General features: G+C 52.2%; 27 protein-coding genes. 8 read left to right on the top strand and 19 right to left on the bottom strand.

The window, feature by feature from the left end:
• Window positions 1–3 precede the first annotated feature (3 nt).
• Window positions 4–1,215: a YheC/YheD family endospore coat-associated protein gene (locus DNH61_RS17750; protein ID WP_111148029.1), complete on the top strand. Its 1,212-nt coding sequence runs from the start codon at window positions 4–6 to the stop codon at window positions 1,213–1,215.
• A gap of 64 nt (window positions 1,216–1,279) precedes the next feature.
• Here the strand turns inward: DNH61_RS17750 and DNH61_RS17755 are convergent, their stop codons facing one another.
• From DNH61_RS17755 to moaA, 7 genes are all read right to left on the bottom strand, one after another.
• Complete coding sequence (locus tag DNH61_RS17755; protein ID WP_111148030.1) at window positions 1,280–1,963, bottom strand: HAD-IB family phosphatase; 684 nt, start codon at window positions 1,961–1,963, stop codon at window positions 1,280–1,282.
• A 57-nt stretch (window positions 1,964–2,020) separates the two neighbouring features.
• Window positions 2,021–3,052, bottom strand: coding sequence for a sporulation integral membrane protein YtvI (gene ytvI, locus DNH61_RS17760; RefSeq protein WP_111148031.1), 1,032 nt, complete (start codon window positions 3,050–3,052; stop codon window positions 2,021–2,023).
• 67 nt (window positions 3,053–3,119) lie between these two features.
• Window positions 3,120–4,262, bottom strand: a complete 1,143-nt coding sequence (gene yfkAB, locus DNH61_RS17765; protein ID WP_425452276.1) for a radical SAM/CxCxxxxC motif protein YfkAB — start codon at window positions 4,260–4,262, stop codon at window positions 3,120–3,122.
• 160 nt (window positions 4,263–4,422) lie between these two features.
• A complete protein-coding gene (locus DNH61_RS17770) occupies window positions 4,423–5,535 on the bottom strand; it encodes an HD-GYP domain-containing protein (RefSeq protein WP_111148033.1) in 1,113 nt (370 codons plus the stop codon).
• Between the two features lie 239 nt (window positions 5,536–5,774).
• Window positions 5,775–7,211: a bifunctional metallophosphatase/5'-nucleotidase gene (locus DNH61_RS17775; protein ID WP_111148034.1), complete on the bottom strand. Its 1,437-nt coding sequence runs from the start codon at window positions 7,209–7,211 to the stop codon at window positions 5,775–5,777.
• Between the two features lie 67 nt (window positions 7,212–7,278).
• The gene (locus tag DNH61_RS17780; protein WP_111148035.1) at window positions 7,279–7,761 is read right to left on the bottom strand and encodes a hypothetical protein; all 483 of its coding nucleotides are present in this window, start codon (window positions 7,759–7,761) and stop codon (window positions 7,279–7,281) included.
• A gap of 55 nt (window positions 7,762–7,816) precedes the next feature.
• Entirely contained in the window at window positions 7,817–8,821 is a 1,005-nt protein-coding gene (gene moaA / locus DNH61_RS17785) for a GTP 3',8-cyclase MoaA (RefSeq protein ID WP_111148036.1), read from the bottom strand.
• Window positions 8,822–8,921: 100 nt separating this feature from the next.
• Between moaA and DNH61_RS17790 the strand changes: the two genes are divergently transcribed.
• The 3 genes from DNH61_RS17790 (at window position 8,922) to DNH61_RS17800 (ending at window position 11,907) form a co-directional block, all read left to right on the top strand.
• Window positions 8,922–9,659: a molybdenum cofactor biosynthesis protein gene (locus DNH61_RS17790; protein WP_111148037.1), complete on the top strand. Its 738-nt coding sequence runs from the start codon at window positions 8,922–8,924 to the stop codon at window positions 9,657–9,659.
• 22 nt (window positions 9,660–9,681) lie between these two features.
• On the top strand, window positions 9,682–10,731 hold the full coding sequence (locus DNH61_RS17795) for a ThiF family adenylyltransferase (RefSeq protein ID WP_181438767.1): 1,050 nt from the start codon (window positions 9,682–9,684) through the stop codon (window positions 10,729–10,731).
• 126 nt (window positions 10,732–10,857) lie between these two features.
• Window positions 10,858–11,907 carry an HD-GYP domain-containing protein gene (locus DNH61_RS17800; protein ID WP_111148039.1) on the top strand — a complete coding sequence of 350 codons (1,050 nt, stop codon included), beginning with the start codon at window positions 10,858–10,860 and terminating at the stop codon, window positions 11,905–11,907.
• Window positions 11,908–12,002: 95 nt separating this feature from the next.
• Here the strand turns inward: DNH61_RS17800 and DNH61_RS17805 are convergent, their stop codons facing one another.
• The 9 genes from DNH61_RS17805 to DNH61_RS17845 form a co-directional block, all read right to left on the bottom strand.
• On the bottom strand, window positions 12,003–13,181 hold the full coding sequence (locus DNH61_RS17805; RefSeq protein ID WP_111148040.1) for a C40 family peptidase: 1,179 nt from the start codon (window positions 13,179–13,181) through the stop codon (window positions 12,003–12,005).
• Between the two features lie 146 nt (window positions 13,182–13,327).
• A complete protein-coding gene (locus DNH61_RS17810; RefSeq protein ID WP_111148041.1) occupies window positions 13,328–13,738 on the bottom strand; it encodes a hypothetical protein in 411 nt (136 codons plus the stop codon).
• Window positions 13,739–13,765: 27 nt separating this feature from the next.
• Window positions 13,766–14,227: a hypothetical protein gene (locus DNH61_RS17815; RefSeq protein WP_111148042.1), complete on the bottom strand. Its 462-nt coding sequence runs from the start codon at window positions 14,225–14,227 to the stop codon at window positions 13,766–13,768.
• 182 nt (window positions 14,228–14,409) lie between these two features.
• Window positions 14,410–15,807 carry a Fe-S cluster assembly protein SufB gene (sufB, locus tag DNH61_RS17820; RefSeq protein ID WP_111148043.1) on the bottom strand — a complete coding sequence of 466 codons (1,398 nt, stop codon included), beginning with the start codon at window positions 15,805–15,807 and terminating at the stop codon, window positions 14,410–14,412.
• 58 nt (window positions 15,808–15,865) lie between these two features.
• Window positions 15,866–16,282, bottom strand: a complete 417-nt coding sequence (gene sufU, locus DNH61_RS17825; protein ID WP_111148044.1) for a Fe-S cluster assembly sulfur transfer protein SufU — start codon at window positions 16,280–16,282, stop codon at window positions 15,866–15,868.
• The gene (locus DNH61_RS17830) at window positions 16,269–17,495 is read right to left on the bottom strand and encodes a cysteine desulfurase (RefSeq protein WP_111148045.1); all 1,227 of its coding nucleotides are present in this window, start codon (window positions 17,493–17,495) and stop codon (window positions 16,269–16,271) included. The genes sufU and DNH61_RS17830 overlap by 14 nt, the downstream gene beginning before the upstream one ends.
• The gene (gene sufD, locus DNH61_RS17835) at window positions 17,492–18,799 is read right to left on the bottom strand and encodes a Fe-S cluster assembly protein SufD (protein ID WP_111148315.1); all 1,308 of its coding nucleotides are present in this window, start codon (window positions 18,797–18,799) and stop codon (window positions 17,492–17,494) included. Before sufD ends, DNH61_RS17830 begins: the two co-directional genes overlap by 4 nt.
• Before the next feature lie 22 nt (window positions 18,800–18,821).
• The gene (sufC, locus tag DNH61_RS17840) at window positions 18,822–19,601 is read right to left on the bottom strand and encodes a Fe-S cluster assembly ATPase SufC (protein WP_111148046.1); all 780 of its coding nucleotides are present in this window, start codon (window positions 19,599–19,601) and stop codon (window positions 18,822–18,824) included.
• Window positions 19,602–19,787: 186 nt separating this feature from the next.
• Complete coding sequence (locus DNH61_RS17845) at window positions 19,788–20,378, bottom strand: DUF1802 family protein (RefSeq protein ID WP_111148047.1); 591 nt, start codon at window positions 20,376–20,378, stop codon at window positions 19,788–19,790.
• A 179-nt stretch (window positions 20,379–20,557) separates the two neighbouring features.
• Here DNH61_RS17845 and mtnK point away from each other — a divergent pair, with 179 nt between their 5' ends.
• Both mtnK and mtnA read left to right on the top strand, forming a co-directional pair.
• On the top strand, window positions 20,558–21,769 hold the full coding sequence (gene mtnK, locus DNH61_RS17850) for an S-methyl-5-thioribose kinase (RefSeq protein WP_111148048.1): 1,212 nt from the start codon (window positions 20,558–20,560) through the stop codon (window positions 21,767–21,769).
• Window positions 21,770–21,848: 79 nt separating this feature from the next.
• Window positions 21,849–22,928 carry an S-methyl-5-thioribose-1-phosphate isomerase gene (mtnA, locus tag DNH61_RS17855; RefSeq protein ID WP_111148049.1) on the top strand — a complete coding sequence of 360 codons (1,080 nt, stop codon included), beginning with the start codon at window positions 21,849–21,851 and terminating at the stop codon, window positions 22,926–22,928.
• Between the two features lie 42 nt (window positions 22,929–22,970).
• On the opposite strand, the gene DNH61_RS17860 is transcribed toward mtnA, so the two are convergent.
• Entirely contained in the window at window positions 22,971–23,273 is a 303-nt protein-coding gene (locus DNH61_RS17860) for a YunC family protein (RefSeq protein WP_111148050.1), read from the bottom strand.
• Window positions 23,274–23,468: 195 nt separating this feature from the next.
• Between DNH61_RS17860 and DNH61_RS17865 the strand changes: the two genes are divergently transcribed.
• Complete coding sequence (locus tag DNH61_RS17865) at window positions 23,469–24,053, top strand: hypothetical protein (RefSeq protein ID WP_111148051.1); 585 nt, start codon at window positions 23,469–23,471, stop codon at window positions 24,051–24,053.
• A gap of 128 nt (window positions 24,054–24,181) precedes the next feature.
• Here the strand turns inward: DNH61_RS17865 and DNH61_RS17870 are convergent, their stop codons facing one another.
• Window positions 24,182–24,568, bottom strand: a complete 387-nt coding sequence (locus tag DNH61_RS17870) for a DUF423 domain-containing protein (protein WP_342771462.1) — start codon at window positions 24,566–24,568, stop codon at window positions 24,182–24,184.
• A gap of 55 nt (window positions 24,569–24,623) precedes the next feature.
• Here DNH61_RS17870 and DNH61_RS17875 point away from each other — a divergent pair, with 55 nt between their 5' ends.
• Complete coding sequence (locus DNH61_RS17875; RefSeq protein WP_111148052.1) at window positions 24,624–25,073, top strand: hypothetical protein; 450 nt, start codon at window positions 24,624–24,626, stop codon at window positions 25,071–25,073.
• Window positions 25,074–25,120: 47 nt separating this feature from the next.
• Here the strand turns inward: DNH61_RS17875 and DNH61_RS17880 are convergent, their stop codons facing one another.
• Entirely contained in the window at window positions 25,121–25,618 is a 498-nt protein-coding gene (locus DNH61_RS17880) for a DNA-deoxyinosine glycosylase (protein WP_245948236.1), read from the bottom strand.
• Window positions 25,619–25,871 lie beyond the last annotated feature (253 nt).

Here is a 25,871-nt window from a genome sequence, read left to right on the forward strand (position 1 = left end):
CGGATGGCTAATCCCGTCCTTGGCATCCTTACCCTATATTTGAATGAAAAACGGGTATTAGAAGAGCGCCCGGTCTACCAGCGCATGACATCCGCTGCCAGAAGACTGGGTATGGACGTATTCGTATTTACACCCGAAGATGTGAATTATAAGCAGGACAGAATCCATGCCCTTATTTACGACCCGGAAACGAGGCACTGGTCACGCAAGTGGACCACATTCCCTCAAATTATCTTTGACCGATGCCGGATACAGAAGAGCAAGCGCTTTGAAAGGCTTAAGTATTTCCGGGCGAAATACGCCAATCACCTGTTCTTAAACCGGCCTATGCGCAATAAGTGGACCGTCTATCGGACACTGTCGCAGGACAGCCGCTTTCGTCCCCACCTCCCTGAAACGAGGATGTATCACTCCTCCCGGGATTTAAAGGAGATGCTGGATAAATACCCTCTTCTGTACCTTAAGCCCTTTAACGGAACAGGAGGCCGCGGAATCCTGCGGATTCAAAAGGACAAAGGCAGGCTGCTCATCCAAGGCAGGGACTTATCCCGCCGGATCATTCGCCCGCAGCGCGTTCTGCCCCAGGCTCTTCTCGGAAGATTATCCTCGTGGAATCTGAAGGAGAGGAAATACCTGGTTCAGCAGGGGATTCAGCTAAAGCTGGATAACGGACGTGTTCACGATTACCGTATGCTCGTTCAGAAGAATGGGAATGGCGTATGGGAGGTAACCGGCTGTGCCGGCCGGGTCGGTGCAGCGGGAAGTGTAACCTCGAATCTTCATGGCGGCGGCAGAGCGGAGCGGATGGATGACCTGCTGAGGCAGTGGATTGGCAACGAAGCCCATGTGGCTCGGATCAAGCAGCATGCTGATGCATTTGGCCTGGGTGTTGCCCGTTTCCTAGAGCAGGCGTATGGCGGCCTATGTGAGCTGGCTCTTGATATAGCCATCGACCGCAGCGGCCAAATCTGGCTGCTGGAGGTTAATCCCAAGCCGGCCCGTGAAGTATTCGCAAGAATTGGCGAAGAGGAAACCTACTATAAAGCAATCGTACGCCCACTGGAATATGCCCTGTGGGTATACAGCCAGCGTTCCCGTTCGAAGGGGCTGAAATCCCGCACGAGCAAACGCCGGCCAAGAACCCGGCCGCTACAGGGCTCCCGTACGGGGCACCAATCAATTTTGAAAAACAACGAAGGCCCAGGGCTAATATAGCCTGGAGCCTTCAAATGTAATGTATGTTGAGTTGAAGCAGCTTTATTGTCCTGCTTAGTCCTGCTTAGCCTTGCTTAGGGAGCAGATCCAGCAGCTCACGGAAATCTGTAATGATGACATCCGAGCCTTCGAGCTCATCCGGCTTGCCGAATGCAGCGTAACCGCAGCCGATTACCTCCAGCCCATTGCCTTTGCCTGCCTCGACATCCGACGAACGGTCCCCAACCATCCAGGCGCTCTTGATGCCATGCTCTTCTAGAAGTATTCTTACCAGCTCTACCTTGGTTGCTGTACTTCTTCCCCCTGCTGTATAAAGGCCGTCGAACAGCTTGTCTATTGTGCGGTGCAGTGCAATCGCCTCGACATAGTCCTGAAGTCCGTTGCTTGCTACGAACAGCTTGATGCCTTTGTCCTTGAGAGCCTTCAGCGTTTCAGGCACATACGGGTACAGGTTGCCCCGGCTAGCCGCGATTTCCTCAAGTTCTAGCTCAAGCATCAGTTCATCGGCCCGCTGATGAACCTCCGGTGTGCCGTCCGGAATAACACGGAACCAGATATCCTTAAGAAGCATCCCCAGACAAGATAGAAGAGCCTCAACCGGCGGTGTCTCCTTCGTATACAGCCCTTCCTCGCGAAGCTGCTGGAACAAGCGGTCGTGAACGACCGTAAGCAGCGTCTCCGTCTGGAAGAGCGTGCCATCCATATCAAATATTACTGCTTCCGGAAAAGATAATTGCCGGTCAGCCATCTCTTGCACTCTCCCTCCATGTTCTATGCGCCCAATCTAACTGAGTCATCTACTCTATTATAGGGAAATTTTGCGCTGGAACAAGCCTGCCTTGCGGGCCGCCATATAAACAATCACAACGATCGGTCCAAGGAAAACGCCGATAACCCCTACCAGCTTAAAGCCGACATACAGGCTGACAAGGGCCGACAAGGCACCGATCCCGACCGAATCGCCAAGTACCTTAGGCTCTACAACTCTGCGGAATACCGTAATGACAAGGAACAGAATTAGCAGGCCCACACCCGTGAACATATCGCCAGTAAGCATCAGGTAGGATGCCCAGGGAACAAGCACAGATCCGGTTCCGAGAATGGGCAAAATATCGACGATCACGACAAGCAGCGCAACCGCAAGCGGATATTTCACACCGAGGAACAGGAATCCGACCAGCGTGATCGCATAGGTCATCGCGCTAAGAATAATCTGGGACCGCAAAAAACCAAATATCGATCTGCGCAGGTTCTGCAGCACGTTATCCACCTTGTCTCGTGAATCTTCGTCAAAGAGGGACAGAACCTGTGCTTTCATCGTGTTCAGACTCATGCTGAACATATACACCGCCACCAGGAACACGATGAAGAAGATGAACATGCCGGGGATGCCAGCTGCAAAATTCAAGAAAATGCTCGAGATTCGTGAAATCAAACCATTCAATGAATTCGTCAGGGTTACTGTCCAATTCTCAAGCTGCACAGCCGTCTCCGGCGGCAGCGTGTCATACAAGTCCTTGGCGTCCTGTATTGTCCGCTGAAGGAAGATATTGGCCTCCTGTACATAAGCTGGCGCTTTGTCCCAGAAGGCAATGAGCTCTGCTAGAATTTTGGCGCCAAGCAATGCCATCAATCCGAGCAGTCCCAGGGTAAAAATACTGCTGGATACCGTAGCTGCAGCCACGCGGTTCATCCGCAGCTTGCGGATGAAAAACATGGTCAGCGGCTCCATGAATATGGCTACAATTAACGCAAGCAGGAAAGGAGCCCCAACGGTAAAAAACAGATACAAAAGCACAAGACCGAGTCCCATTGTAACCAGTGTACGGATTGTCATAAAACCTCGCCATCTCCTCTGAATTCCGCCCGTCTCCCGGGCAGCTCCAATACTTCCCGTCCCTATCCTATTCGAGAACAGCACTTCTCAGAAGGAAATTTTCTTCCTGGTAATACATATCCTTCACGAGTAAATTGGGCCCGCAGCAGCCCGCAGCCGGACAGTGGCAGTTCACGCTTGCAGCGAGCGGTCCTTGCAGCCAGCGGCTGAACAAGTCATCCAGCTTATCCGACTTGACGCTGCCAAAGGACGGAACATCGGCAAAGTCGGTCACAAACACATCACCCGTAAATAAATTCACATTCAAGCGGTTGCGGCCATCCGGGTCGTTACGAACCGTTACCCCGTGCTCCTCCGAAAGCCGCTTAACGAGCCCCCGCTCCCGCTCATCCACACTGCAGCGGAAGAAAGGCAGGGTGCCAAACAGCATCCAGATACTCGGATCACGCGCATCCAGCAGCCGTTCAACAGCCGCTGCCATTTCATCCCTGGACAGCATAGGCAAATCTACGGCAAAGGAGCTCGGGTACATCGGATGCACCTCATGCCGGCGGCAGCCCATCTCAATGATCTGCCGGTGGATCTCCACGATATCCAGGTGGGTTCTGTAATTGATCATGGATTCGGCGGAAACGAGCATGCCGCCCGCGCTCAGGCGCCGGGCATTGTCTATCATACGCTCATAGAGCTTATAAGCCGTCTCTTTCGGCACAGGATGAGGAGACTTGCCGAAGCCAATACGGTGGAAGTCATCTGCCGACAGATAATTGTAGGAAATATGCATAACATCCAAGTAGGGGGCAAGACGCTCATAGCGTCCGTAATCGAGCGTAAGATTCGAATTTATCTGAGATCTGACTCCGCGTTCTTTAGCATAGCGGAGCAGCGGAATGATATAATCATCAACTGTCCGTTCCGTGAATGAAGGCTCCCCTCCGGTAATGCTGATCGTCTCTAGGTGTTCGACCTCATCCAGCCGGCTAAGCATAAGGGACAGCGGGATTTTGTCCGGCTCGCGGAACGTCAGTGTATCACCTACCGCACAATGCTCACACCGCATGTTACAAAGGTTGGAAACCGTCATTTCCACGCTGGTCAGCACGTGCTTTCCATGCTTCTCCAAAGACCGGATCGGGTCCCAAGGGTCCCATCCGGGAGAGAGCGGATAACTGCCCGGGGGTTGAATATCCCTGTCCTCCATATGATTCATATGCTTGTTCATCTGTAAACCACTCATGTATAAACACCTAATTCCATTTCGTTATCACTTGCACTCATATATTCATCTATTGTAATGTCCCTGGTACTGCCTTGGCAAATGCAGCAGACAAAGAGACCACCGGTTCAGTGGCTGAACGGGCGGTCTCTGGCTAACCGGCCGCGCTATCCGGGCCGATATCCTCACCTGGTATTGCTGTAATCATAATCGATAGATGCTTCGACAAATCAATTTCATAAGGCTCCCGCAGCAAATCTCCCGCTTCATTGAACAGTACGCGTATAACAGGACGATGGGCGTAGGCTGCATTGATATCCACAACTACCCCTTCTTCTCCCGTGCTTAGTTTTACTGTCAAGCCGATTGGGTAAATCGCCACCTTATCCCGAAACACTTGAATCATGTGCTGCTCATAGAGCGTACCAGTTCCGGCAAATAACGATTCTATTGCTTGATGCGGCAGCATAGCGCTGCGGTATACACGTGAAGAAGTCATGGCATCGTAAGAATCAACAACCCCGATCCACTTGGCATAGTCATGGATTTCATCGCCTCTTATGCCGCGGGGATATCCGCTTCCATCCAGTCTCTCATGATGCTGCAGCGCGCAATGAGCCACAAGCAGAGGCAGGTTTGGCTCATCCTTCAACAGCTGGAAGCCTTGCTCCGTGTGCCGCTGGATAGCGGCGTATTCCTGCTTGGTTAATGACCCCGGCTTAGCGAGAAGCGGCTGCGGAATATAGATTTTGCCCACATCATGAAGCAAAGCACCAAGACCAAGCACCATTAGCTCATCCTTCGTGTATCCTGCCGATATCCCAAGCAAGGTTGTGTAGATACATACATTAAGAGAGTGCTGATACAGGTAATGGTCCACCGTGCCCATATTATGCAGCATGATCATCGCGTCCTCACGGTCCGCTATCTCATCCAAGATTGATGTCATGATGCCTTTGAACTGTTTGGCCACATAGGGATAGGTAACACCTTTTCTGCCAGGCGTATTAGCCATAGTCCGAAACGCGCTCCGCAGCTCTCCCAGCGCCCTTATTCTAGTCTCATCCGTAATCAGCTGAGGGACTTCAATATCATCGGTGGCCCCATCCTGTATGTACACATAACTGATTCCGCATTGACCCAGCCTTCGAATCAGTCTGTCGGTCAGCTCTTTTTGCTCGGTTAGCAGGATTTGACCATCCTCGGCAAAAATCCGCTGTGCGAGCTTCATACCGGGCCTGCACATCGTTATAGGTATTAATCGCATTCGTGTCGACTCCGTTTCCGCTTCTGCACGCATTAATGACCAGGAGAATTATATTGACCGGTACGCCCCGGTTGTCTGCCTTCACTATATACATCGGTTAATTGCATTCTATAATTAACTGTATGACATTTTGCCATAGACCGCAATGCATTTTCGCTATAAAATGACAGAAAAAGGTCGAAGTATGTCGTAGAATTATATAAAAAAAGGGTTTAACCTGTAGTTTTATTTTCTACAGATTAAACCATTACCCAGCGTTCTCTGTTGGACTCCGTAATTGCATCCGGATCACGGAGTTCACCAGCGAGCAGATCACGAAGAAACTCCGGCAAATAGAAGCGGGGCTGCTTGTTGTCCTGAAGCGTATGGTACCCGATCCCGAATGAGAACATGGAGATGGTACCAACTGAGTAGCAGCGGCTGTCCTGAAGCGGCCCGTCCGAAGCCAGTATACGGCGGATTCGATGCATTGGCGGCGCCTCAGGGTCATAATGGACGGTAAGACCATCCACAGCAAGCGTCCCTAGAATCAGACCCCGAAAGCCGAATCCAAAGATCGGCTTATGAATATTCTCGTCAAGCAGCGATTCTTCTAACGCTTGACGGATCTGGCTGCCGGTCAACTGCATCCGGCAGGGGTTGATGGGCGACGGGCACAGCGCATGAAGCTGCGCTTCCGTTACATCGCCCTTGGCAAGGCCGCCCAGCAGCTGCCCTGCGTTAACAATCCCGATCTCGGCCTCAGTCCAGCGGCGAAGGGCAGCGGCAAGCATATTGCCAAGCGGCGATTCCCGCTCGGCATAAGCGGGCACAGCAGCCTCCAGGCTTGCGATCACCCGGCTCATTCGCCGGATGCCCGTTTCCCGATAGCCGCTTATGATCGCTGCGGCCTCCGGGTCCTCGTGAAACGCCGCCATAGGCACACATTCCGCCTCTATTGTCACCTTACCGCCATTCGCTTGACCTGTAATCTCAACCCGCCCAAGATATTCACCATACCTGCCCGCCGCACAGATCGTCGTCTCTTTCAGCCTGAGCGGCTCCTCCAGCAAATGGTGGGTATGTCCGCCAAGAATAAGGTCGATCCCCTCAATTTCCTCGGCCATCCGCTTGTCAAAGCTTAAGCCGAGGTGAGAAAGCACAATAATGCAGTCAACTTTTGGACGGAGCAGCTCCACCTGTTCTGCGCAGCATGCGACCGGATCAAGGACAGACCACCCCAGCATGTCGTAGAACATAGAGAAGGCCGCTGTCAAGCCGATTATCCCAAATCGCAAGCCGCCTTTGTCGATGATAGTATGAGCCTGCATCCATTCCGGCGGCTGCCCGGTTGCTGCTTCTATTAGATTGGCACAAAGAACCTGAAACCTCGCTTCCTCACCATAGGCCCGGTCCAGAACATGATGAGAGTAGGTCAGCCCTTCATTGTTGCCGAGTGTTACCGCATCATAACCGGCTTCATTTAAGAGAGCGATATTAACGAGTCCGTCACTGCCCTCGGTCTCCAGCCGCATACGGTCCATATGATCCCCAATATCCAGCACCAGCAGGTCTTCACCATAAGAGCGCCGTGCCTCCGTTATGTAAGCCGACATTTTCGCAGCCTGTTCCAGGCGGCTGTGAAGATCGTTGCTGTGAAGCAGCAGGACGCGGGCAGGTGTGTTTGCTATCTCCATACATGCCTCCTGCGAGTTGTCTTTAAATATCTGTTACCCATTACACGCTAAGCGCCTCGGCAGCGAGTCAAGCTTTGCGCAGCGAGCTCATCAAATCCCCGGGCGTAAATTGGCTTTTGAACCCGTAAGAAGCTTCGGGCTGTATTCCGTCCGCATAGCCGATCCTGAATACCGTTACACGCTTGACATTCAGACAGGCGCTTATACCGTCTGGAACATACAGGCGGAGCGGACCAGATGCGCCCAGATCCTGCCCGTTGACGGCATAAACAACCGCCGCCCGCCTCAGCTGTGACCAGGGGATAACCGCCTCGAAGGAATCCGCCGCCTCTACCTGCAGGTGGGTTGGTTCAGGGCTTCCTTCGCGATCAAGGCCTTGCTTGGCCGCCCAGGCCCTATACCAGTCAAGCCAGTCGAAGGCATCCCCCGCCGCTTCCGGAACCCTGTCAGCTGCAGGAAAGGTTCTCCCCGCATCAATTGCCATCGCTTCCGCTGTAGCAGTAACAGCATCTTGGCCAAAATGTTCAATCCTAATACTACGGGGATGCATCCTCTCACGTCTCCTTTGCCTTTCCTTGTCCTCTGAAAATCTGTTCTTGCGGAAGTCATCCGCCAATCTGAGACATTCTTCTTTCCGTAGGGTTATGGCTTTGCGCCTGGTCAGCAAGCTTGGCGGCCATTTCATGGTTCTCGGGCTTTAGGTCCAAGGCCTTCAAGAACAGCTTGCGCAGAGCTTGCTCGTCTCCGGCAGCAGGCCGTACGTTAAGCTCATCCATCCAGTAGAGGCATGGCTGCAGATGGCCGTCAGCAGTCAGCCGCAGACGGTTGCAGCGGGAGCAGAACTGATCGCTGACCGGATGAATTAATCCGAACGAGCCCTTGCCTCCAGTAAGCTGCCAGTCCTCCGACGGGCCGTTGCCCCTGACATCCTCTCTCCGCTCCATATCAAAACCCTCTGCACGCGCCTTCTCCAATACAGCTGACAAGGGAAGGTAGTGCTTCCGCCAGTTGTCATCGGCATGGCCGATCGGCATATATTCAATGAACCGGACATGAAGCGGCTGTTCATAGGCCAGCTTCAGAAAAGCCGGGATCTCATCCTCGTTAACCCCTTTAAGCAGTACGCAGTTTAGCTTAATAGGATCGAATCCGACTCGCCCTGCCGCCTCAATTCCTTCAAACACCCGCTTAAGATCGCCTCTGCGGGCAATTAACCGAAACCGGGCTGGATCGAGAGTGTCCAGGCTGATATTCACACGGGTCAGGCCTGCTTGCTTAAGCGCCTCAGCTTGTGCCGCAAGCAGCATCCCATTCGTTGTAAGTGCAATATCATGAATGCCCGGAATCGCAGCAAGGCGGCTGATAAGTGAATCTAACCCTGGTCTGACCAAGGGCTCCCCGCCCGTGATTCTAAGCTTGGTAATTCCCATGGAAGCAGCGGTCTTGACGACAGACTCTATCTCGTCATATGTCAGCAGGCTGGAAGGTTCGGCGAATGGTACACCTTCTTCGGGCATGCAGTACATACACCTTAAGTTGCAGCGGTCTGTTACGGAAATACGCAGGTAGTTGTGCACGCGTCCGAAGCGGTCCTTTAACTGTGATGTCATCGTCCGCACCCCTTTCTGTCTTCCTCCTAGTTTAACATTAAACCATAAAATATGATATGCTTATCCCATTGAAACCAGCAAATATGTGAGGTAATCTGCCATGAAAAAACAATGGAACATCCAATTGTTCGCCGGCCTGGCTGAGCGAATCGGTACCCAGTCACTGACGATAGAGAACGAGGCCTCTTCCCTTACCGCCAGCAGGCTTAAAGCACTCCTCATACATATATACCCTGAGCACGAGGAACTGCTGCGCGTCTCTTTTGCCGCATGTAACCAGCAGTACGCACCAGATGACGCAATCCTGAACCACACGGATGAGATTGCCCTGCTTCCGCCGGTCTCAGGCGGCGAGGATACAGAAATTATGGCTGGCAGTACGGCTATGCCCGATGAGCGGTTCAGTCTGACCGAGCTGCCCCTGAATGCAGAGCAGACAGCCTCTTATGTCATGTCGCCGAACCACGGGGCATCACTTGTATTTATCGGCACTACACGGGAATGGACCGGTGAGCAGCAAACCGTGCACCTGTCTTATGAAGCTTATGCGCCCATGGCACTAAAGACCATGCGCCAAATCGGAGAGGAGATCAATGCTCGCTGGCCCGGCACACTGACTGCGATTGCCCACCGGCTTGGTATTGTGGAAATCGGGGAGGCAAGCGTAGTCATTGCCGTTTCCTCCCCGCACCGGAATGCCTGCTATGAAGCAAGCCGCTATGCAATCGACCGCCTGAAGCAGATTGTTCCCATCTGGAAGAAGGAAATCTGGGAGGACGGCTCCGAATGGAAGGGTCATCAGCAGGGACCCTGGGATCCGACGGCGCCGTCAACCTGATACAATGAAGCAGGAGGACATCATGATGAACCACAGGATACCCGATGAAGTCCGTTATGCCCGGCAAATCCGGTTCAAGCCCCTCGCCGTGGACGGGCAATCTCTTATTACGGCATCCAAGGTCGCTGTAGTCGGCATGGGGGCGCTCGGCTGTGTGATTGCCCAGCACCTTGCCAGAGGAGGTGCCGGTTACCTCCGTCTGATTGACCGGGATATTGTAGAAGCGAGCAATCTGCAAAGACAGATTCTTTATGATGAAGATGATGTGTACGCAGTCATGCCCAAGGCACAGGCTGCCGCCAGACGGCTGAAGGCAGCCAACAGCTCCATTCAAGTGGATGCCATGGTTGAGGATTTAACACCAGCCAATGCTGAAGAGCTTCTGAAGGGCGTTGACCTGATTCTCGACGGCACCGACAACTTTAGCACCCGTTACCTGATCAATGACTATTCGGTCAAGCATGGCATACCCTGGATTTACGGGGGAGCTGTCGGGTCCGGCGGCATGATGATGGCCATCCGCCCTGGCAGTACTCCCTGTTACCGCTGCTTGTTCCCTGCGGCACCGGCCCCCGGAACGACAGATACATGCGAGACCGCCGGTGTCTTGTCGCCTGCCATCGATATGGCTGCCAGCCTTCAGACAGCAGAGGCATTCAAGCTTCTGTCCGGCAGAAGCGACAAGCTGCACGGCAGCCTGATCCAGTTTGATATCTGGGACACCGGGATGACACAGCTTAAGATCTCTGACTCCAAGCGTGCAGATTGTCCGTGCTGCGGCCTGCACCATTATGAATTCCTAGAACCGGATGAGGCTCATCCAGCCGTGGAAGCGCTCTGCGGCCGCAGCAGCGTTCAGCTCACGCCCGCAGTTCCCATGCGGCTTAATCTAGACGAGTTGGCCAGCCGGCTGCAGGCTGCTGGAACCGTGGAACGCAACCCCTATCTCCTGAAGCTGCTGCTTCCGAATGATCAGTCACTTGTCCTCTTTCCGGATGGAAGGGCACTGATCCAAGGGACCAATGACCCAGATCAAGCAAGGCGCCTATATACCCGGATTATGGCTCCTTGAAACATTTTATCATTCAAAAGACTTATAATGTCATGATTTAGACACATTTCTATTATACCAACTATTGTAAGGATAGAAAATACCTGATAATATGAGGCTAAAAACCTATACTTCCAGAGGTGGATAATGCGCGCACACATCATGGATCTACAACCGGGAGACAAGCTGGCCCAGGACGTATTCAATAACTTCGGGTTGAACGTGTTATCTCAGGGAACGGTACTTAATGATCGGGAAATTTCCAGACTATTGCAGCACCAGATTGATTATGTGGACATCGAAGAGCGAATAGAGCCTGGCTTACCGGATTCATCGCAGAACTCCAATCATCATGGGGCAGACAAGCTGCTCCCGGTATTCGAAGATGCGCTGCAGGGAATTAGTGAACTGTTCGTGAACGCAATGGCAGAAGGCAAGGTTCAGTCCGAGGATGTGGATCGTACATTCACTCCCCTCGTCGAAGGCTGTCGTACAGAGAAGGATGTTGTATCCCTGCTGGTCGCCTTAAACGACAAAGACGATTATACCTGCCAGCATTCTGTACAGGTCGGCATGATCTCCTACTACATTGCCGGATGGATGGGCTACAGTGAGGAAGAGGCTCAGCAGGTCGGTAAGGCCGGCTTCCTGCATGATATCGGCAAATGCCGGATCGATTATCAAATCCTCAATAAGCCTGGCAAGCTTACAGAGGAAGAGTTCGAGACCGTTAAACAGCACACGCTTCATGGAGAAGAAATTTTGCGGGAATCCCTTGAAGACGAGATGTATGCGCTGGTTGCCCTTCAGCATCACGAGCGTTTTGACGGTAGCGGCTATCCACATGGCTTGAAGGGTGAAGAGATTATTCCCGCCGCGAGAATTGTAGCTATCGCCGATATCTACAGTGCAATGATTTCGTCTCGTGTCTACCAGGAGAAGCAGGACTTGCTGCATGTCCTCAACGAACTGTACGAGCTCAGCTTTCACAAGCTGGACCCCATCATTACCCAGACATTCATCAAGAATATGATTCCTAACTTTATCGGGAAGAAGGTCGAGCTTGAAACCGGGGAAACCGGCACGATCGTAATGACCAATCCAAGCGATTTCTTCCGTCCGCTGATTCAGGTTGGCGAGGAATTTATCGATATATCCCGCAAGCCCGATAAAGGAATCAAAGATATTCAGCTCTAATAGATACGATGCAAGAAAACACACAAGGGATGTTGATCACGAGCGAGCCACATGGCCGCCAGATCAACATCCCTTGTTTTTATAATGATGTTCCCTTAGGGAAGACGTTTGGAGTAAAGATAGGTGTCCTTCCAGTACTTCTTATTGATATCCGTGACTTGAACACCGTCCTTAGGCATCGGGCTGGAGTGGATCATCTTCTGAGCGCCCATATAGATACCGACATGGCCAACGGTTTTATTACTCTTGAATCTGCCCGGCACATAAAAATACAACAGATCCCCTACTCGCAGCTGGTTTCGGGAGACATTCGTGCCCAGTTTCGCCTGTTCTCTTGCCGTCCGGGGCAGCGTGTAGCCCGCCTTCTTGTAAACATACTGTACATAAGACGAACAGTCAAAACGCTTGGTCCGTGCGAATGGGCCAGCCCCGAATTTATAAGGAACGCCCAGATGCTTCCTGGCTTCATCCACAACGGCGACCGCATTCTTCATAGCCGGCATGGCATCATCGCCATATACTCCAATGCCTTGAGCCGATGGCTCCGCATCACTCATTGCCGGCAAGCCCGCCTCCTGCTGAGCGCCCGGCTTCTTTGCCGGGTCAGCTGGATCATCCGCAAAACCTTGATCTGCCCCAGGATCTGCAGGCAGCGGCTGCGGGAAGATCGCCACACGTTCATTGTCCATGGTGAACACGGCTTCCTTGTTAAACAGCTGCTTGAGCGAATCAGCCGGGATCAGCATTCTATCCTCCCGCTTCACAACGGGACTGTTTAATTGGATTTCCCGGCCCTCTTGCACAACGATTGCCGATTGGGCACGCAGTTTAAGTACAGGATCATGGTCACCGATCCACAGCTCGGTATTATTTTTATCCTTCTCCATGACGGCCTGGAAACCGATTAAGCCCGCCAATTTAGCCGCATCCGCATAGAGAGTGCCCTCGATCTTCTCGAGCTCTACGACGGCTTGGCCATTCTCCAGCATCAAAGCTTCGTTGCTGCCGGCAACCTTCTGTTCAATCATGCCAGTCTGCTGCGGCGTATCCTGCGTACTGCCCCCGTGATGCTTGTTATCACTTGCCTGCTGCTTCTTCTGCGTTCCTGCCGACTGCTGCTTCTGTCCTCCTGCGGACTGCTGCTTCTGCCCGCCACCGCCGCCAGTCTGCTGGGCCTTCTGGTTGCCTCCTCCGGCTGCACAACCCGTTACACTTGCAGCCGTCAAACTGGCAGCCAGAACAATGGCTGCAATTCTATACCTTGTCGATACCATGCGCTATTCATCCTCCCGTGAAGGTTCCGTTACCTTCTTTAGGATGGATTAGCGGGTGCAGAACTATGCAGATGCACAGCATATAATCATCCCTGCTCACTAAAAGAATCCCGCCTGCTGGCGGGACATTTGGAAAGTATAGCTGTTTACTGACCAATCAGCCATTCTTTTAATTGGACACTTCTATTGCTCTGCGCTAATTTCTCTAGCAGCTCACGTGTGTCCCAATAAAAGATAGGTTTTTCTTTTCGTTGATATTCTTTGATAAAACGATCAAATTCTTCAAAGGTCAGTTCGATATGATCCACATTGAAGTAGGCCTTCGTGTTATGAAGGATATTCCGAACTTCGGAATTGTCCGGTTCAGGGTGTAAATGAATAGAGAACAGTAGACTAAGATTTGTTATAAAATGCTGATCTTCTCTGCTTAACTCGTTCTCCAAACACCATTTATCGAAAGGCGATAATTCTTCTCCGTACAGTTCCAGCATTCTTGACTTCCACTCCGAAAGCACTTCAATTCGTTTTTCGAGTCTCTCTACTTTGAAGTCATCCATCTGCATAGTTCCCCTCGTTGAAAATAATTAGAGTAAAATCTTGCTTCCGTAATAGATAAGCCACTCTACAACTTGTCCAATTGATTGAGCTGTCTCTTTGCCAACTACACCTCTTAACTCTCTTATGATTGCATCCTTTGCTCCTGCAGCAATCTCTCTAGTTGTAAGATCTACTGCATAAAGATACTCATCAAGCACAGAAAAAATCTTCTTATTCTGCTTTAATACTGCTGCAACTGTATCTTCATCAAACACTGCTTCAAGAGCCCATCGTGTAACTGGATTGTCGATAACCTTTTCGAGTGCTTTAATAGCTACTTCCACAGCCTTCACTTTTACCCCTTGCGCTTCAATAATTCCAGCACCTTGGTCTAACTCCTTGTTTTTCTCATGTAATATTGAGGCATTGGAGCAGAAGACGCTGCGAAAGCCGATAGTGGTGAGAATGCTGCCATCAGAATTGATAAATCCAGAGTTCCAACAATCCATTTTCGAAATTTCATCTTACATCAAAATCCTAATATGGAATTTATATACATCAGATATATACTATATCTTTTATGTCGAAGTAAGAGAAAAATTGTAGATAGAGGTTAAGATATTATAAAAAAGAACCTACAGGACCCCACGATTGGTGTAAGGTCCTGCAGGCACATATGCTGAACTGTTTATTAACCGATACTGCCTTCCATCTCGAACTTGATGAGACGGTTCATCTCTACGGCATACTCCATTGGAAGTTCTTTCGTGAACGGCTCAATGAAGCCCATTACGATCATTTGCGTCGCTTCGTCCTCGGTCAGTCCGCGGCTCATCAGGTAGAACAGCTGGTCCTCGGATACCTTGGAAACGGTCGCTTCATGCTCAAGTGTAATATTGTCATTCATGATCTCGTTATAAGGAATCGTATCCGACGTGGACTGATTATCCAGGATCAGGGTATCACACTTGATGTTTGCCTTGGCGCCGTCAGAGTTGCGTCCGAACGATGCAAGACCACGGTAGGACACTTTACCGCCATGCTTACTGATCGACTTGGATACAATCGTAGATGTCGTATCAGGTGCCAGGTGGATCATCTTAGCACCAGCGTCCTGATGCTGGCCTTTGCCGGCAACAGCGATGGAGAGAACCATCCCCTTGGCGCCACGGCCGCGGAGCACGACAGCCGGATATTTCATCGTCAGCTTCGAGCCGATGTTGCCATCCACCCATTCCATCGTTGCATTCTCATCCGCAACAGCACGCTTGGTAACAAGGTTATAGATGTTCGGCGCCCAGTTCTGAATCGTCGTATAGCGAACGCGTGCGTTCTTCTTTACGATAATTTCCACTACCGCACTGTGCAGTGAGTTGGTACTGTAGATCGGCGCAGTACAGCCCTCTACGTAATGCACGAAGCTGTCTTCATCTGCGATGATCAGCGTACGCTCGAACTGGCCCATGTTTTCGGAGTTAATCCGGAAATACGCCTGCAGAGGAACCTCGCATTTTACACCCTTTGGCACATAGATGAAGCTGCCTCCGGACCAAACTGCGCTGTTCAATGCAGCAAACTTGTTGTCATTTGGCGGTATAACGGTACCGAAGTGCTCGCGGAAAATTTCCGGATGCTCACGCAGTGCAGTGTCGGTATCCATGAAAATAACACCCTGCTTCTCCAAATCCTCCTGCATGCTGTGGTAAACAACCTCGGATTCATACTGCGCAGAAACACCGGCAAGGAACTTCTGTTCCGCTTCAGGGATACCCAGCTTGTCGAAGGTTTCCTTGATCTCGGTCGGTACTTCCTCCCACGTCTTACCCTGCTTCTCGGAAGGCTTAACATAATACTGAATATCATTGAAATCCAGCTCATCCAGGTCGCCGCCCCAGCGAGGCATCTCCATCTTGTTGAACTGCTCCAGCGATTTCAGCCTGAAATCAAGCATCCATTCGGGTTCATTCTTCATTTGGGAAATTGTCTTTACAATCTCCGGTGTAAGACCTTTGCCTGATTGGAAAACGGACTTATGCTCATCACGGAAACCATATTTGTACTCTTCGAGTTCCGGGGCTTTCTTGGCCATTACAAATTACCTCCTTAGTGTGAAGCACTGTCCCGCTATAGCTGCGGCTTCTCCAGGATCAGGACTCGACCCCTTTGCGCAGCGCGTTCCAAGCGAGCGTGGCACATTTGATCCGTGCCGGAAACTTGTTCACGCCCGACAGTGCTTCCAGGTCTTCATATTCCTCAAACTCTACGTCATCACCCTTCATCAGCGACGAGAACTTATCCGCCATGCCGAGTGCCTCTTCCTTGGTTCTGCCTTTGACTGCTTCGGTCATCATGGAGGCGGAGGACATGCTGATCGAGCAACCTTCTCCGGTGAACCGGGCCTCCCGGACGATTCCGTCTTCCACCTGCAGCTGCAGGGAAATACGGTCTCCGCAGGTCGGATTATTCAGCTGAATCGTAACCGATTCCGCTTCCATCGTACCACGGTTACGCGGGTTCTTATAGTGATCCATTATGACACGGCGGTACAGATCATCCAATTGCATGTCCGAAGAACTCCTTTGTACGTTGTAATGCGGACACCAGCCGCTCCACTTCGTCTTCGGTGTTATAGAGATAAAAGCTTGCGCGAGCCGTCGCGGAAACTTCCAGCTGCCTCATCAGCGGCTGGCAGCAGTGGTGTCCGGCCCGAACGGCAATCCCTTCCGTATCCAGAACCGTTGCGACATCATGAGGATGCACATCCGCAAGATTAAAAGTAACAAGGCCTACACGGCCCTCACGGGGACCGTAGATTGTAATGCCTTCCATCTCGGAAAGCCTGTCATATGCATAAGCTGCAAGCTTAGACTCATGGCGGTCGATTTCATCCAGCCCTACTTCGGTCAAAAAATCAATCGCAGCAGCCAAACCTGCCGCTCCTGCAATTATAGGCGTTCCGCCTTCGAATTTCCAGGGAGCTTCCTTCCAAGTCGACTCATACAAATCAACATGATCAATCATTTCGCCGCCAAATTCGATGGGTTCCATCCGCTCCAGCAGTGACTTGCGGGCATACAGAGCACCAATACCGGTTGGTCCGCACATTTTGTGGCCGGAGAAGGCGAAGAAATCACAATCTAGATCCCTCACATCAACCTTCATGTGCGGAGCCGACTGGGCTCCGTCCACGACCATGACAGCACCATGGCGATGGGCGACTGCCGCGATCTCCTTCACCGGATTAATGACACCCAGCACGTTCGATACCTGCATGACGGACACAACCTTCGTGCGGTCCGTAATAGTCCGCTCCACATCAGCCATGGCGATCGTACCGTCAGCCTGCAGCGGAATATATTTCAAGACGGCGCCGGTCGCCTTCGCGACCTGCTGCCAAGGAATTAGATTACTATGATGCTCCATTGGGGTCAGAACAATCTCGTCACCTTCCCCGCAGACTGAGCGTGCGTAAGACGAAGCAACCAGATTTAGTGCTGTCGTTGTGCCGCGTGTGAAGACAATCTCGTTTGATTCCGATGCGTTCAAGAAGCGGGCAACCTTCTCCCTGGCTCCTTCATAAGCATCGGTAGCGCGCGAGCCCAGCGTGTGAACCCCGCGGTGAACGTTAGCATTATTACGCTCGTAATAGGCTTTCACCGCACTGATGACCGACTCCGGCTTCTGGGAAGTCGCCGCATTGTCCAGATAGACGAGTGGATGACCGTTGATCTCCTGATGGAGAATCGGGAACAGCTTGCGGAGCTCGAGCACATTCATGATCCCAATTTCCCTTCGATCAGACGGTTAAGCTGATTGCGCACAGCCTCCAGCGGAATATCCGATACAACCGGTGCAAGGAAGCCGTAGATAATGAGGCGCTCCGCTTCGGCTCTCGAGATGCCCCGGGACATCAGGTAGTAAATCTGTTCCGCATTGACCTGCCCGACACTTGCAGCATGGCCCGCTGTCACATCATCCTCGTCAATCAGCAGTATCGGATTGGCATCACCACGGGCCTTCGGACTAAGCATGAGAACACGTTCGGTCTGCTCGCCGTTTGCCTTGGTAGCGCCTTTCTCAATCTTGGTGATTCCGTTAATAATTGCAGACGCCTGATCACGCATAACCGCCCGGGTTACCATCTGGCTGTCCGAGCTGCGGCCCCAGTGAACCGCTTGTGTAGTGATGCTCATATTTTGCGAGTGGGTACCGATGGATATAACCTTCGCATCGGAAGTCGAACCATTGCCGTTCAGCACGGATTTCGTATCTGACAGCAGGTTGCCGTCGTGCAGATCGCCGATGATCCATTCAATGCTGGCATCATTATCTACGACCGCACGGCGAAGCGACAGGTCAATCACATTGTCGGCAAGATGATGAACCGTAGCAAACGTGACTTTCGCCCCAGCCTTAACAATCACCTCAGCTGCACTGTGATGGACAGCCGGGGCCGACTTGCCTTCCGCTCCGCTGACCACATAGTCGACATAGGTCACCTTGCTGAATTGGTCAGCAACAAGCAGAATATGCGGTGCAAAGGATGCTTCCGCATCATCCTGGAACAGGATGGCCTGCAGCGGGATTTCCACTTCAATATTCTTAGGCACGTAGATGAATACGCCCCCGTTCCAGAGTGCGGCATGGGTAGCCGTCAGCTTGTCCTCATCCTTCGGAATAGCTGTGAACAGATACTGCTGAACCAGGTCCGCATGGTCGCGCGCAGCTGTTTCCAGATCTGTGAATATTACGCCTTTTGCCGTCAGTTCATCCGACAGCTGACGATATACCGCTCCAGAGTTCCGCTGCACGAGAAGATTCCCTGATGCATCCTCTGGAACGATTGCCTGAACCTCTTCCGGCAGTTCAGCCAGAGAAGCTTGCTTCTGTGCCTTGTAAACCCCAAGCGCGCCCAAATTCCAGCGGTCGATACGAACTTTCTCCGGCTTTGGCCACTCCAGTGTTTCCGACTGGTCAGCCGCTTCCGCTCTAAGCTCGGTCAGCCATGCAGGCTCCTGCTTGTTTTGTGATAGTGACTCAACAGTCTGGCGGCTTACCGGGGTGCTCAATTGTGTACTCATATGCGTCATCGCGCTCCCTTCGTTAAGCCTGGCCGACGGTCTCGTCGACGATGCCCAGTTCTTCTTTCACCCAATCGTAGCCTTCAGCCTCAAGGCGTTGTGCAAGCTCAGGTCCGCCGGATTTCACAATGCGGCCCTGCATCATAACGTGTACATAGTCAGGCGTAATATAGTTCAGCAGGCGCTGATAGTGGGTAATAATCAGGAAACCGCGGTCTTCTGAACGCATGCTGTTTACGCCGTCTGCTACAATACGAAGTGCGTCAATGTCAAGACCGGAGTCAATTTCATCGAGAATGACAATCTTCGGATCGAGCATCATCATCTGCAGAATTTCGTTCCGCTTCTTCTCACCGCCGGAGAAGCCTTCATTCAGGTAACGGTGTGCAAACTCGGGATTCATCTCAAGCTCCTTCATCTTGCCTTCCATCTGGCGAATGAACTTAATCAGAGAAATCTCGCTTCCTTCCTCACGGCGTGCGTTGATGGCGCTGCGCAGGAAGTCAGAGTTGGTTACACCCGCGATCTCGCTAGGATACTGCATAGCAAGGAACATGCCGGCACGCGCACGCTCATCTACTTCCATCTCCAGGACATCCTCGCCGTTCAGGAGTGCGGTACCACTGGTTACTTCATATTTGGGATGGCCCATGATCGCGGAAGCCAGCGTACTTTTGCCAGTACCGTTCGGTCCCATGATCGCGTGGATTTCGCCACCCTTGATTTCAATATTGATGCCTTTCAGAATTTCTTTTCCTTCGATGGCCGCCTTCAGGCCTTCAATCTTAAAATGTGTAGACATGGTCAGTCCCCTTCCAATATTATCATCAGCATCTCTTACTGCATCATGAGCCGTGGACTTGGCACTGCATGCAATTGAGAGCGTCAGTGATTCTCAGTGATTCTCACCTTGATTATAATTATTTTAGTATAAGTCCTGTTACAAAGCAAGGAAGTGAACAGGCATTTGTCGGCCTAAGAGCAAGGTTTAATCAAACCTTTTTCGGATGTTAACCATCTCTTCATGAAACTGTTCATCGGTCAAAACAGGCTTCATCGCGGCTTCAGCAATGTCCTCCTCCAGCTTAACCCAGGATTTACAGCCAGTGTACGCGGGCCTCAGCGGAACTTCGACCGGCTGCTCCAGCCGGAACACCCGAAGCAGCAGGACATGAAGCGGCTGCTTCCTCTTCCATTTTAACCGTTCTTCAGCAAAGGTATCAGTCCAGATATGTAAATCCCGAAGCTTATCCAGCTGCTCCTGGTCCGTTACCTCAATATCATCGACGGCCTCGGCATACGTATCAATGCGCAGGAAATCCTGCCCGGAGCTCCATTCCCCCAGTGTCTGGTCGACAAGCTCCTGGTATTCCGGCTTCAGCAGCTCACGGCGCTGATGCTCATAAGCAGGCAGCAGAAAAAACCGCGGGCTCACCAGCCGAAAATCCCTTGTCTCCTCGGCAATACCGCCTTTGCGCATGATCATGATGAGCTTGCCTTCCTTCAAGGCTTGTACGGCCGATGCCCATTCCTTCAATGCAACTTGTTCAGATCCGTCCGATCCACTCGTTACAAGCATATTGAAACGACCTCCATCCGTTCATTTTTGACATTATAACAAAAGATCGGATAAATAACAGCAGAACCGGCGAACCCGTCAGGCTTTTGCAAAATCAATTTTAAATTGAAACAATTTCTATTATACTGTTCTAGGAATCAGTACCCACGCACACCGCATTTATATAGGAGGTGGACCAATTGTCCGCATATCATCCGCTTTCTGAACAGGAAGCCATTGAACTTGCCAGTGAAATAACGGAAGTGTTTGGTCCAGAGGCCCGTCTTACCAGCCGGGAAATCGGCGACGGCAATCTGAATCTTGTTTTCCATATCCGCGACGAACATTCCGGCCGCAGCATCATTATGAAGCAGGCACTGCCCTATGCGAAGGTTGTAGGGGAATCCTGGCCGCTGACGCTTGACCGTGCAAGGATTGAGAGTGATGCGCTCCGTATCCAGTACAAGCTTGCTCCCGGACTTGCTCCGAAGGTATATGACTTCAAATCCGAGCTTGCGCTGACCATTATGGAGGATCTAAGCGACCATGTTATTATGCGCAAAGGCTTGATGGAAGGCGGACGCTATCCGCATTTCGCAGAGCATATTTCGACTTTTATCGCGAATACGCTCTTCTTCACATCCGATCTCGGCATGAACCAGCAGGAGAAGAAGCTGCAGGCCGGTGCTTTCATTAACCCGGAGCTGTGTAAAATAACAGAGGACCTCATCTTCGATGACCCGTATACGGTTTCGGACAATAACGATTATGAGCCTGCTATTGAAGACGCGGCCAGAGCGCTGAGGGAAGATGCCGAGCTTCATCTGGAAGTTGCGCTGCTGAGGGAAAAGTTCCTGACGCAGGGACAGGCGCTCCTCCATGGCGACCTGCATACCGGCAGCATCTTCGTGACGCCTGAATCTACCAAGGTCATCGACCCGGAATTTGCTTACTATGGGCCAATGGGCTTTGATATCGGCGCATTGTTTGCCAACCTGCTGATGAATTACTGCGGACAAGCCTATTGGATCAAGGAGGATGATGCCAGGAGCGAATACCGCAGCTACCTCCTGTCTACCATGCGCGATGTCTGGAACCTCTTTGAAGCTAAATTCCGGACGCACTGGGACAGCTCATGCGTGGACCGCATGGCGGCTTCCACTCCTGGCTATCAGGATCACTATATGCGCAGACTGCTCCAGGATTCCATTGGCTATGCAGGCTGTAAAATGGTCCGCCGGATCGTCGGCCTCTCTCATGTAGCCGATATCAATTCGATCAGCGATTCCGCTATTCGTGAACAGGCACAGCGCCAGGCGCTTGCCATCGGGACTGCGCTGATCAAGCTGAACCGCACGGCGTCATCCATTGAGCAGGCTGTTGATATCGCCGCAGGCACAAGTGCAGGCTGAACAGCTGCATCATGTATAACAGCTAAACACTCGTGCACGCAACCAGTACAAGCGGAGCTTCCGCAGAAAGGAAACGATCATGACTACAAATTCACGCGGCAAAGACCTGCAATCGGTGATATGGGCTGCGGATCATCTGCAGCTGCTCGATCAGAGGCTTCTGCCTGAAGAAGTGCTGTATCTGGAGCTCCGCACATCGGAGGATGTGTGGGAAGCCATCCGCCATCTCAAGGTACGAGGAGCCCCTGCAATCGGAATCTCTGCGGCGTACGGACTGGTGCTGGGGAGCAGTGAAGCTGCCGGCAGCAGCCCTGACGCATGGCTTGCAGCCGTCGGGAAGCACGCCGAATATCTGGCCACCTCGCGGCCAACCGCCGTCAATCTGTTCTGGGCGCTCGACCGGATGAAACGCCGCGCCGCAGAGCTGGCGGATGGCAGCAGAACCGCGGAGCAGTGCCAGGAAGGACTGCTCTCAGAAGCTATAGCCATTCAGAGCGAGGACGAGGAGACCTGCCGGCTGATTGGCGAGCATGCGCTCGAGCTGTTTAAGGACGGGATGGGCGTGCTCACCCACTGCAATGCCGGCGGTCTGGCCACAGCCCGCTATGGTACAGCGCTGGCCCCATTCTACCTTGCACAGGAGAACGGCATCAATCTTAAGATATATGCCGATGAAACAAGGCCTGTCCTGCAGGGTGCCCGCCTGACCGCTTTCGAGCTTCAGCAGGCCGGCATCGATGTCACCCTGATCTGTGACAACATGGCAGGTATGGTAATGTCCAAAGGCTGGGTTGATGCGGTAATCGTAGGGACCGACCGTGTGGCAGCTAATGGAGATGTGGCCAACAAGATCGGCACATACAGCGTGGCGGTTCTGGCGAAGGCACACGGCATTCCGTTCTATGTGGCTTGTCCGATGTCTACGATTGATCTTGAAACGCCGACAGGAACCGAGATTCCGATCGAGGAGCGGGCCGCGGAGGAAATTACTGAGGGCTTTGGCAAACGGACAGCGCCGGAAGGCGTGAAGGTATTCAACCCGGCGTTCGATATCACCCCGCACAGCTATGTGGATGCGATAATTACCGAGAAGGGCATTATCCGCCCTCCGTTCGATGTCAATCTTAAGAAGCTGTTTGACTCCATACCGACAGCATAAGACAGCGTGAGAGCCGCCCGGCTGTTCCAGGCGGCTCTCACCTTATATCATGAGCTGGAGGGCGTCTGTCCCCTTCATGCCGGCGTGTATGCCCAGCTTCTCGGCCTCAACCGTGACCGATTCCAGCGGCGCCTCAAGAAGCTCCTCTAGTGTGCGGACACCTACAGCCCGCCCTGCCACTATTCCTCGGTCAGCCAGCTTTTCGTTGAGCAGCCCGACATCAAGAGCTCCGCACATAATATAGCCCTTGTCTGTCGATACTGCGAGCAGCGTCGTCTTGGGAAGCTTTACTTCCACACCGAGAACAGTAATTCCGTTCAACACGTATGGTATTAACCGAATCAACAGCAGTCACCCCCGCCAGTATCATTGACCTTACCATCATATGCGGAACATAACCACGGTGTAAGGGCTGATACCTATGGCTGGCGCCTATGTTTGAAACCTGGCGGAATAGGGTAAAAAAGTGCTAAAAGACAGGACTATATCCAAAGACCTATTAATGATATGATAAAAGTATTACTACTAGACGGAGGACCTATGAAACCCAACGACTCCACCTCGGCAAAATCATATATCTTTAATGTAGATCTGATGATCCAGAGCGAATCTAATGCATCCGCTCTGGAGAAGCTGATCAAGCTTCTTAATCAGGATCACGTCGTTGATTTCCGGATCCAGTCAGGCATCCAGGCCGGCCAGTTGATTGAGCAGACGCTTCAAAAACCAGAACCGGGCAAGGCTGTATCAATCCCGGCCAAGCTCCAAACCAAAGCACAGCCCAGCGTACCAGCCGGAGAACAAAAGAAGCCGGGAACAGACAAGCCAGCGGCTGCTGACAAGTCAGAGGCTGCCAAGCCAGAAGCCGCAAAGGATGGCACGGGAAGCGGCAAGCCGGATAAGAACGGGGAGATGGACCCTCAAGTTGTAAAGCGTATCCGGTCTTTCATAGCCGCAAACCAGCTGATCCGTCTTAATGTCAACAAAGGCCGGGGAGTAAAGCTCAGCGTGCCCTGCCGGATATTAAACATGGATGAGTCGGCACAGATGATTACCGTCTACCATGTAGATGAGAAGCAGGTCTACACCTTCGGCTTGAATGAGATAGATGATTTCATCCAGTAACGAAGCAGACTTCAACATCGTTAACCCCCGCAACAGCATGAGGCAGTCTGTCAGTTGGCTTGGCCACCTGGACAGACTGCCTCACTATTTGTAAGCACGATAACCGGCTTTAACCGTTGATTGAAGGTTTACCGCTGCTTGGCCGGCCAGACCGCCGCTGCGATCAAAGCCCAACCAGCAATGAACAAGACACCGCCAAGCGGCGTAATCATACCGAGCTTCGTATTGTCCGAGAGCACCAGCACATAAAGACTGCCCGAGAACAGGAAGATGCCGATATGCATCAGCTGCCCCCCGAGCCGCAGCTTGCGGTTTTCTTCCCGGGACAACAGGATGCCGGCCAGTATCATGCCAAGCGCATGATACATATGATACCTTACTCCGGTCTCGTAGACGGCCAGCATATCAGCTGTCAGCCGCTCCTCCAAACCATGGGCACCGAATGCTCCCAGCATGACCGCCAACGCGGCATGAATAGCGCCGTAAAACGACAGTTTACTGTTCAATGTTTCCACAACCTTCGTCATAGGGTATAATTTACAAAACAGGATAAAGGAGATACACATACATATGGATCAACATCAACAACCTTCTCAAGAAAACCCGTACCGCGATAAGAACGAACAGCCCCAAGGCATGACGCCGGTAACGGGAGAACCTCACGATGAAGGGCCGCTCAAGCATTCCGGTCTCGGCATAGCATCCTTCGTTATTGGGATTGTAAGCATCATTGGGATCATCGCGGTCATCTTCTTGGTAGCCGCGTCCATAAGCACTTACCTGCTTCCGAACAACACGATTGCTCCCGGCTTTGAGACAGACCCGGTTGTCATCATCTCTTCCCTGTCGATCCTGGCCGTACTCTTCCTGAGCTTCGTAGGCTTGGTCCTCGGCATAATCGGTCTGGTCATCAAACGCCGCCGCAAGGTCTTCAGCATTATCGGCGTTGTTTTAAACGGGCTGCTGCTGCTCGGTTTTGCGTTCCTGCTTATTACGGCTCCACTGCTGCAGGGAGTCTGAACAGACCTTTCATTTACAGCCGCTTTCCTTATGAGGAGAGCGGTTTTTCACTTGGTCTCCGCGACCACCCGCCACTGCTCCAGCTTTGCTTCTATAGGCATCGTATAAGCCGGGCTTGTGGAGGGCAGCTTGACCAGCTCCGGCATATTCCCCGCCAGCTTGGGCGCAGCATGCCGCATGAACAGCTCATACGCCTTGCCTCCATTAAAGAACAGGGTCCGGATTCCCGGATAGCTGCCCAGCAGCGGAGCGAACTCGTTAACCTCCGGATTTCGGATGGCGGAATCCAGACTGCCGCTTCGTTCACAGGCTGCCAGCACGTCCCAGAGCCCGATCCCCCGCCGCAGCAAAAACTGCTTGCGCAGCTCGTAATCTTCCTCCGGCACTTTCCCGTATAGGCCGTACATAATCGGCCAAAAGCCGTTGCGCGGATGAGCATAGTAACGCCCTTCCCGAAGCGATACCTCTCCAGGCATCGATCCAAGCACAAGTCTGGTGCAGTCTTCATCCACCACTGGAAGCAGCGCTTCTAAGCGCTCACTCACGCCGCATACCTCCTTTACTATTTCCAATTAAATCCCTCCCGTTTATGACGCCCAAACAGGGCCGCGGAATTCCGGTCATTCCCAGCTTCTCTATTAACTATACCGTATCCCTGACAAGCCATTCAACCTGTCCGCTTCCCCACCCCGTGTAAGGTTTGGCAGCAAAAGCCGCAGGTATGAAGAGCCATTCCCTCACATAACTGCTGCACCGCTGAATATATTGTTATAACAAAGGCCGTAAACCGGTTATGGA

The organism is Paenibacillus sambharensis (genome assembly GCF_003233845.1).
GTDB classification, from domain to species: Bacteria; Bacillota; Bacilli; order Paenibacillales; family Paenibacillaceae; genus Paenibacillus_I; species Paenibacillus_I sambharensis.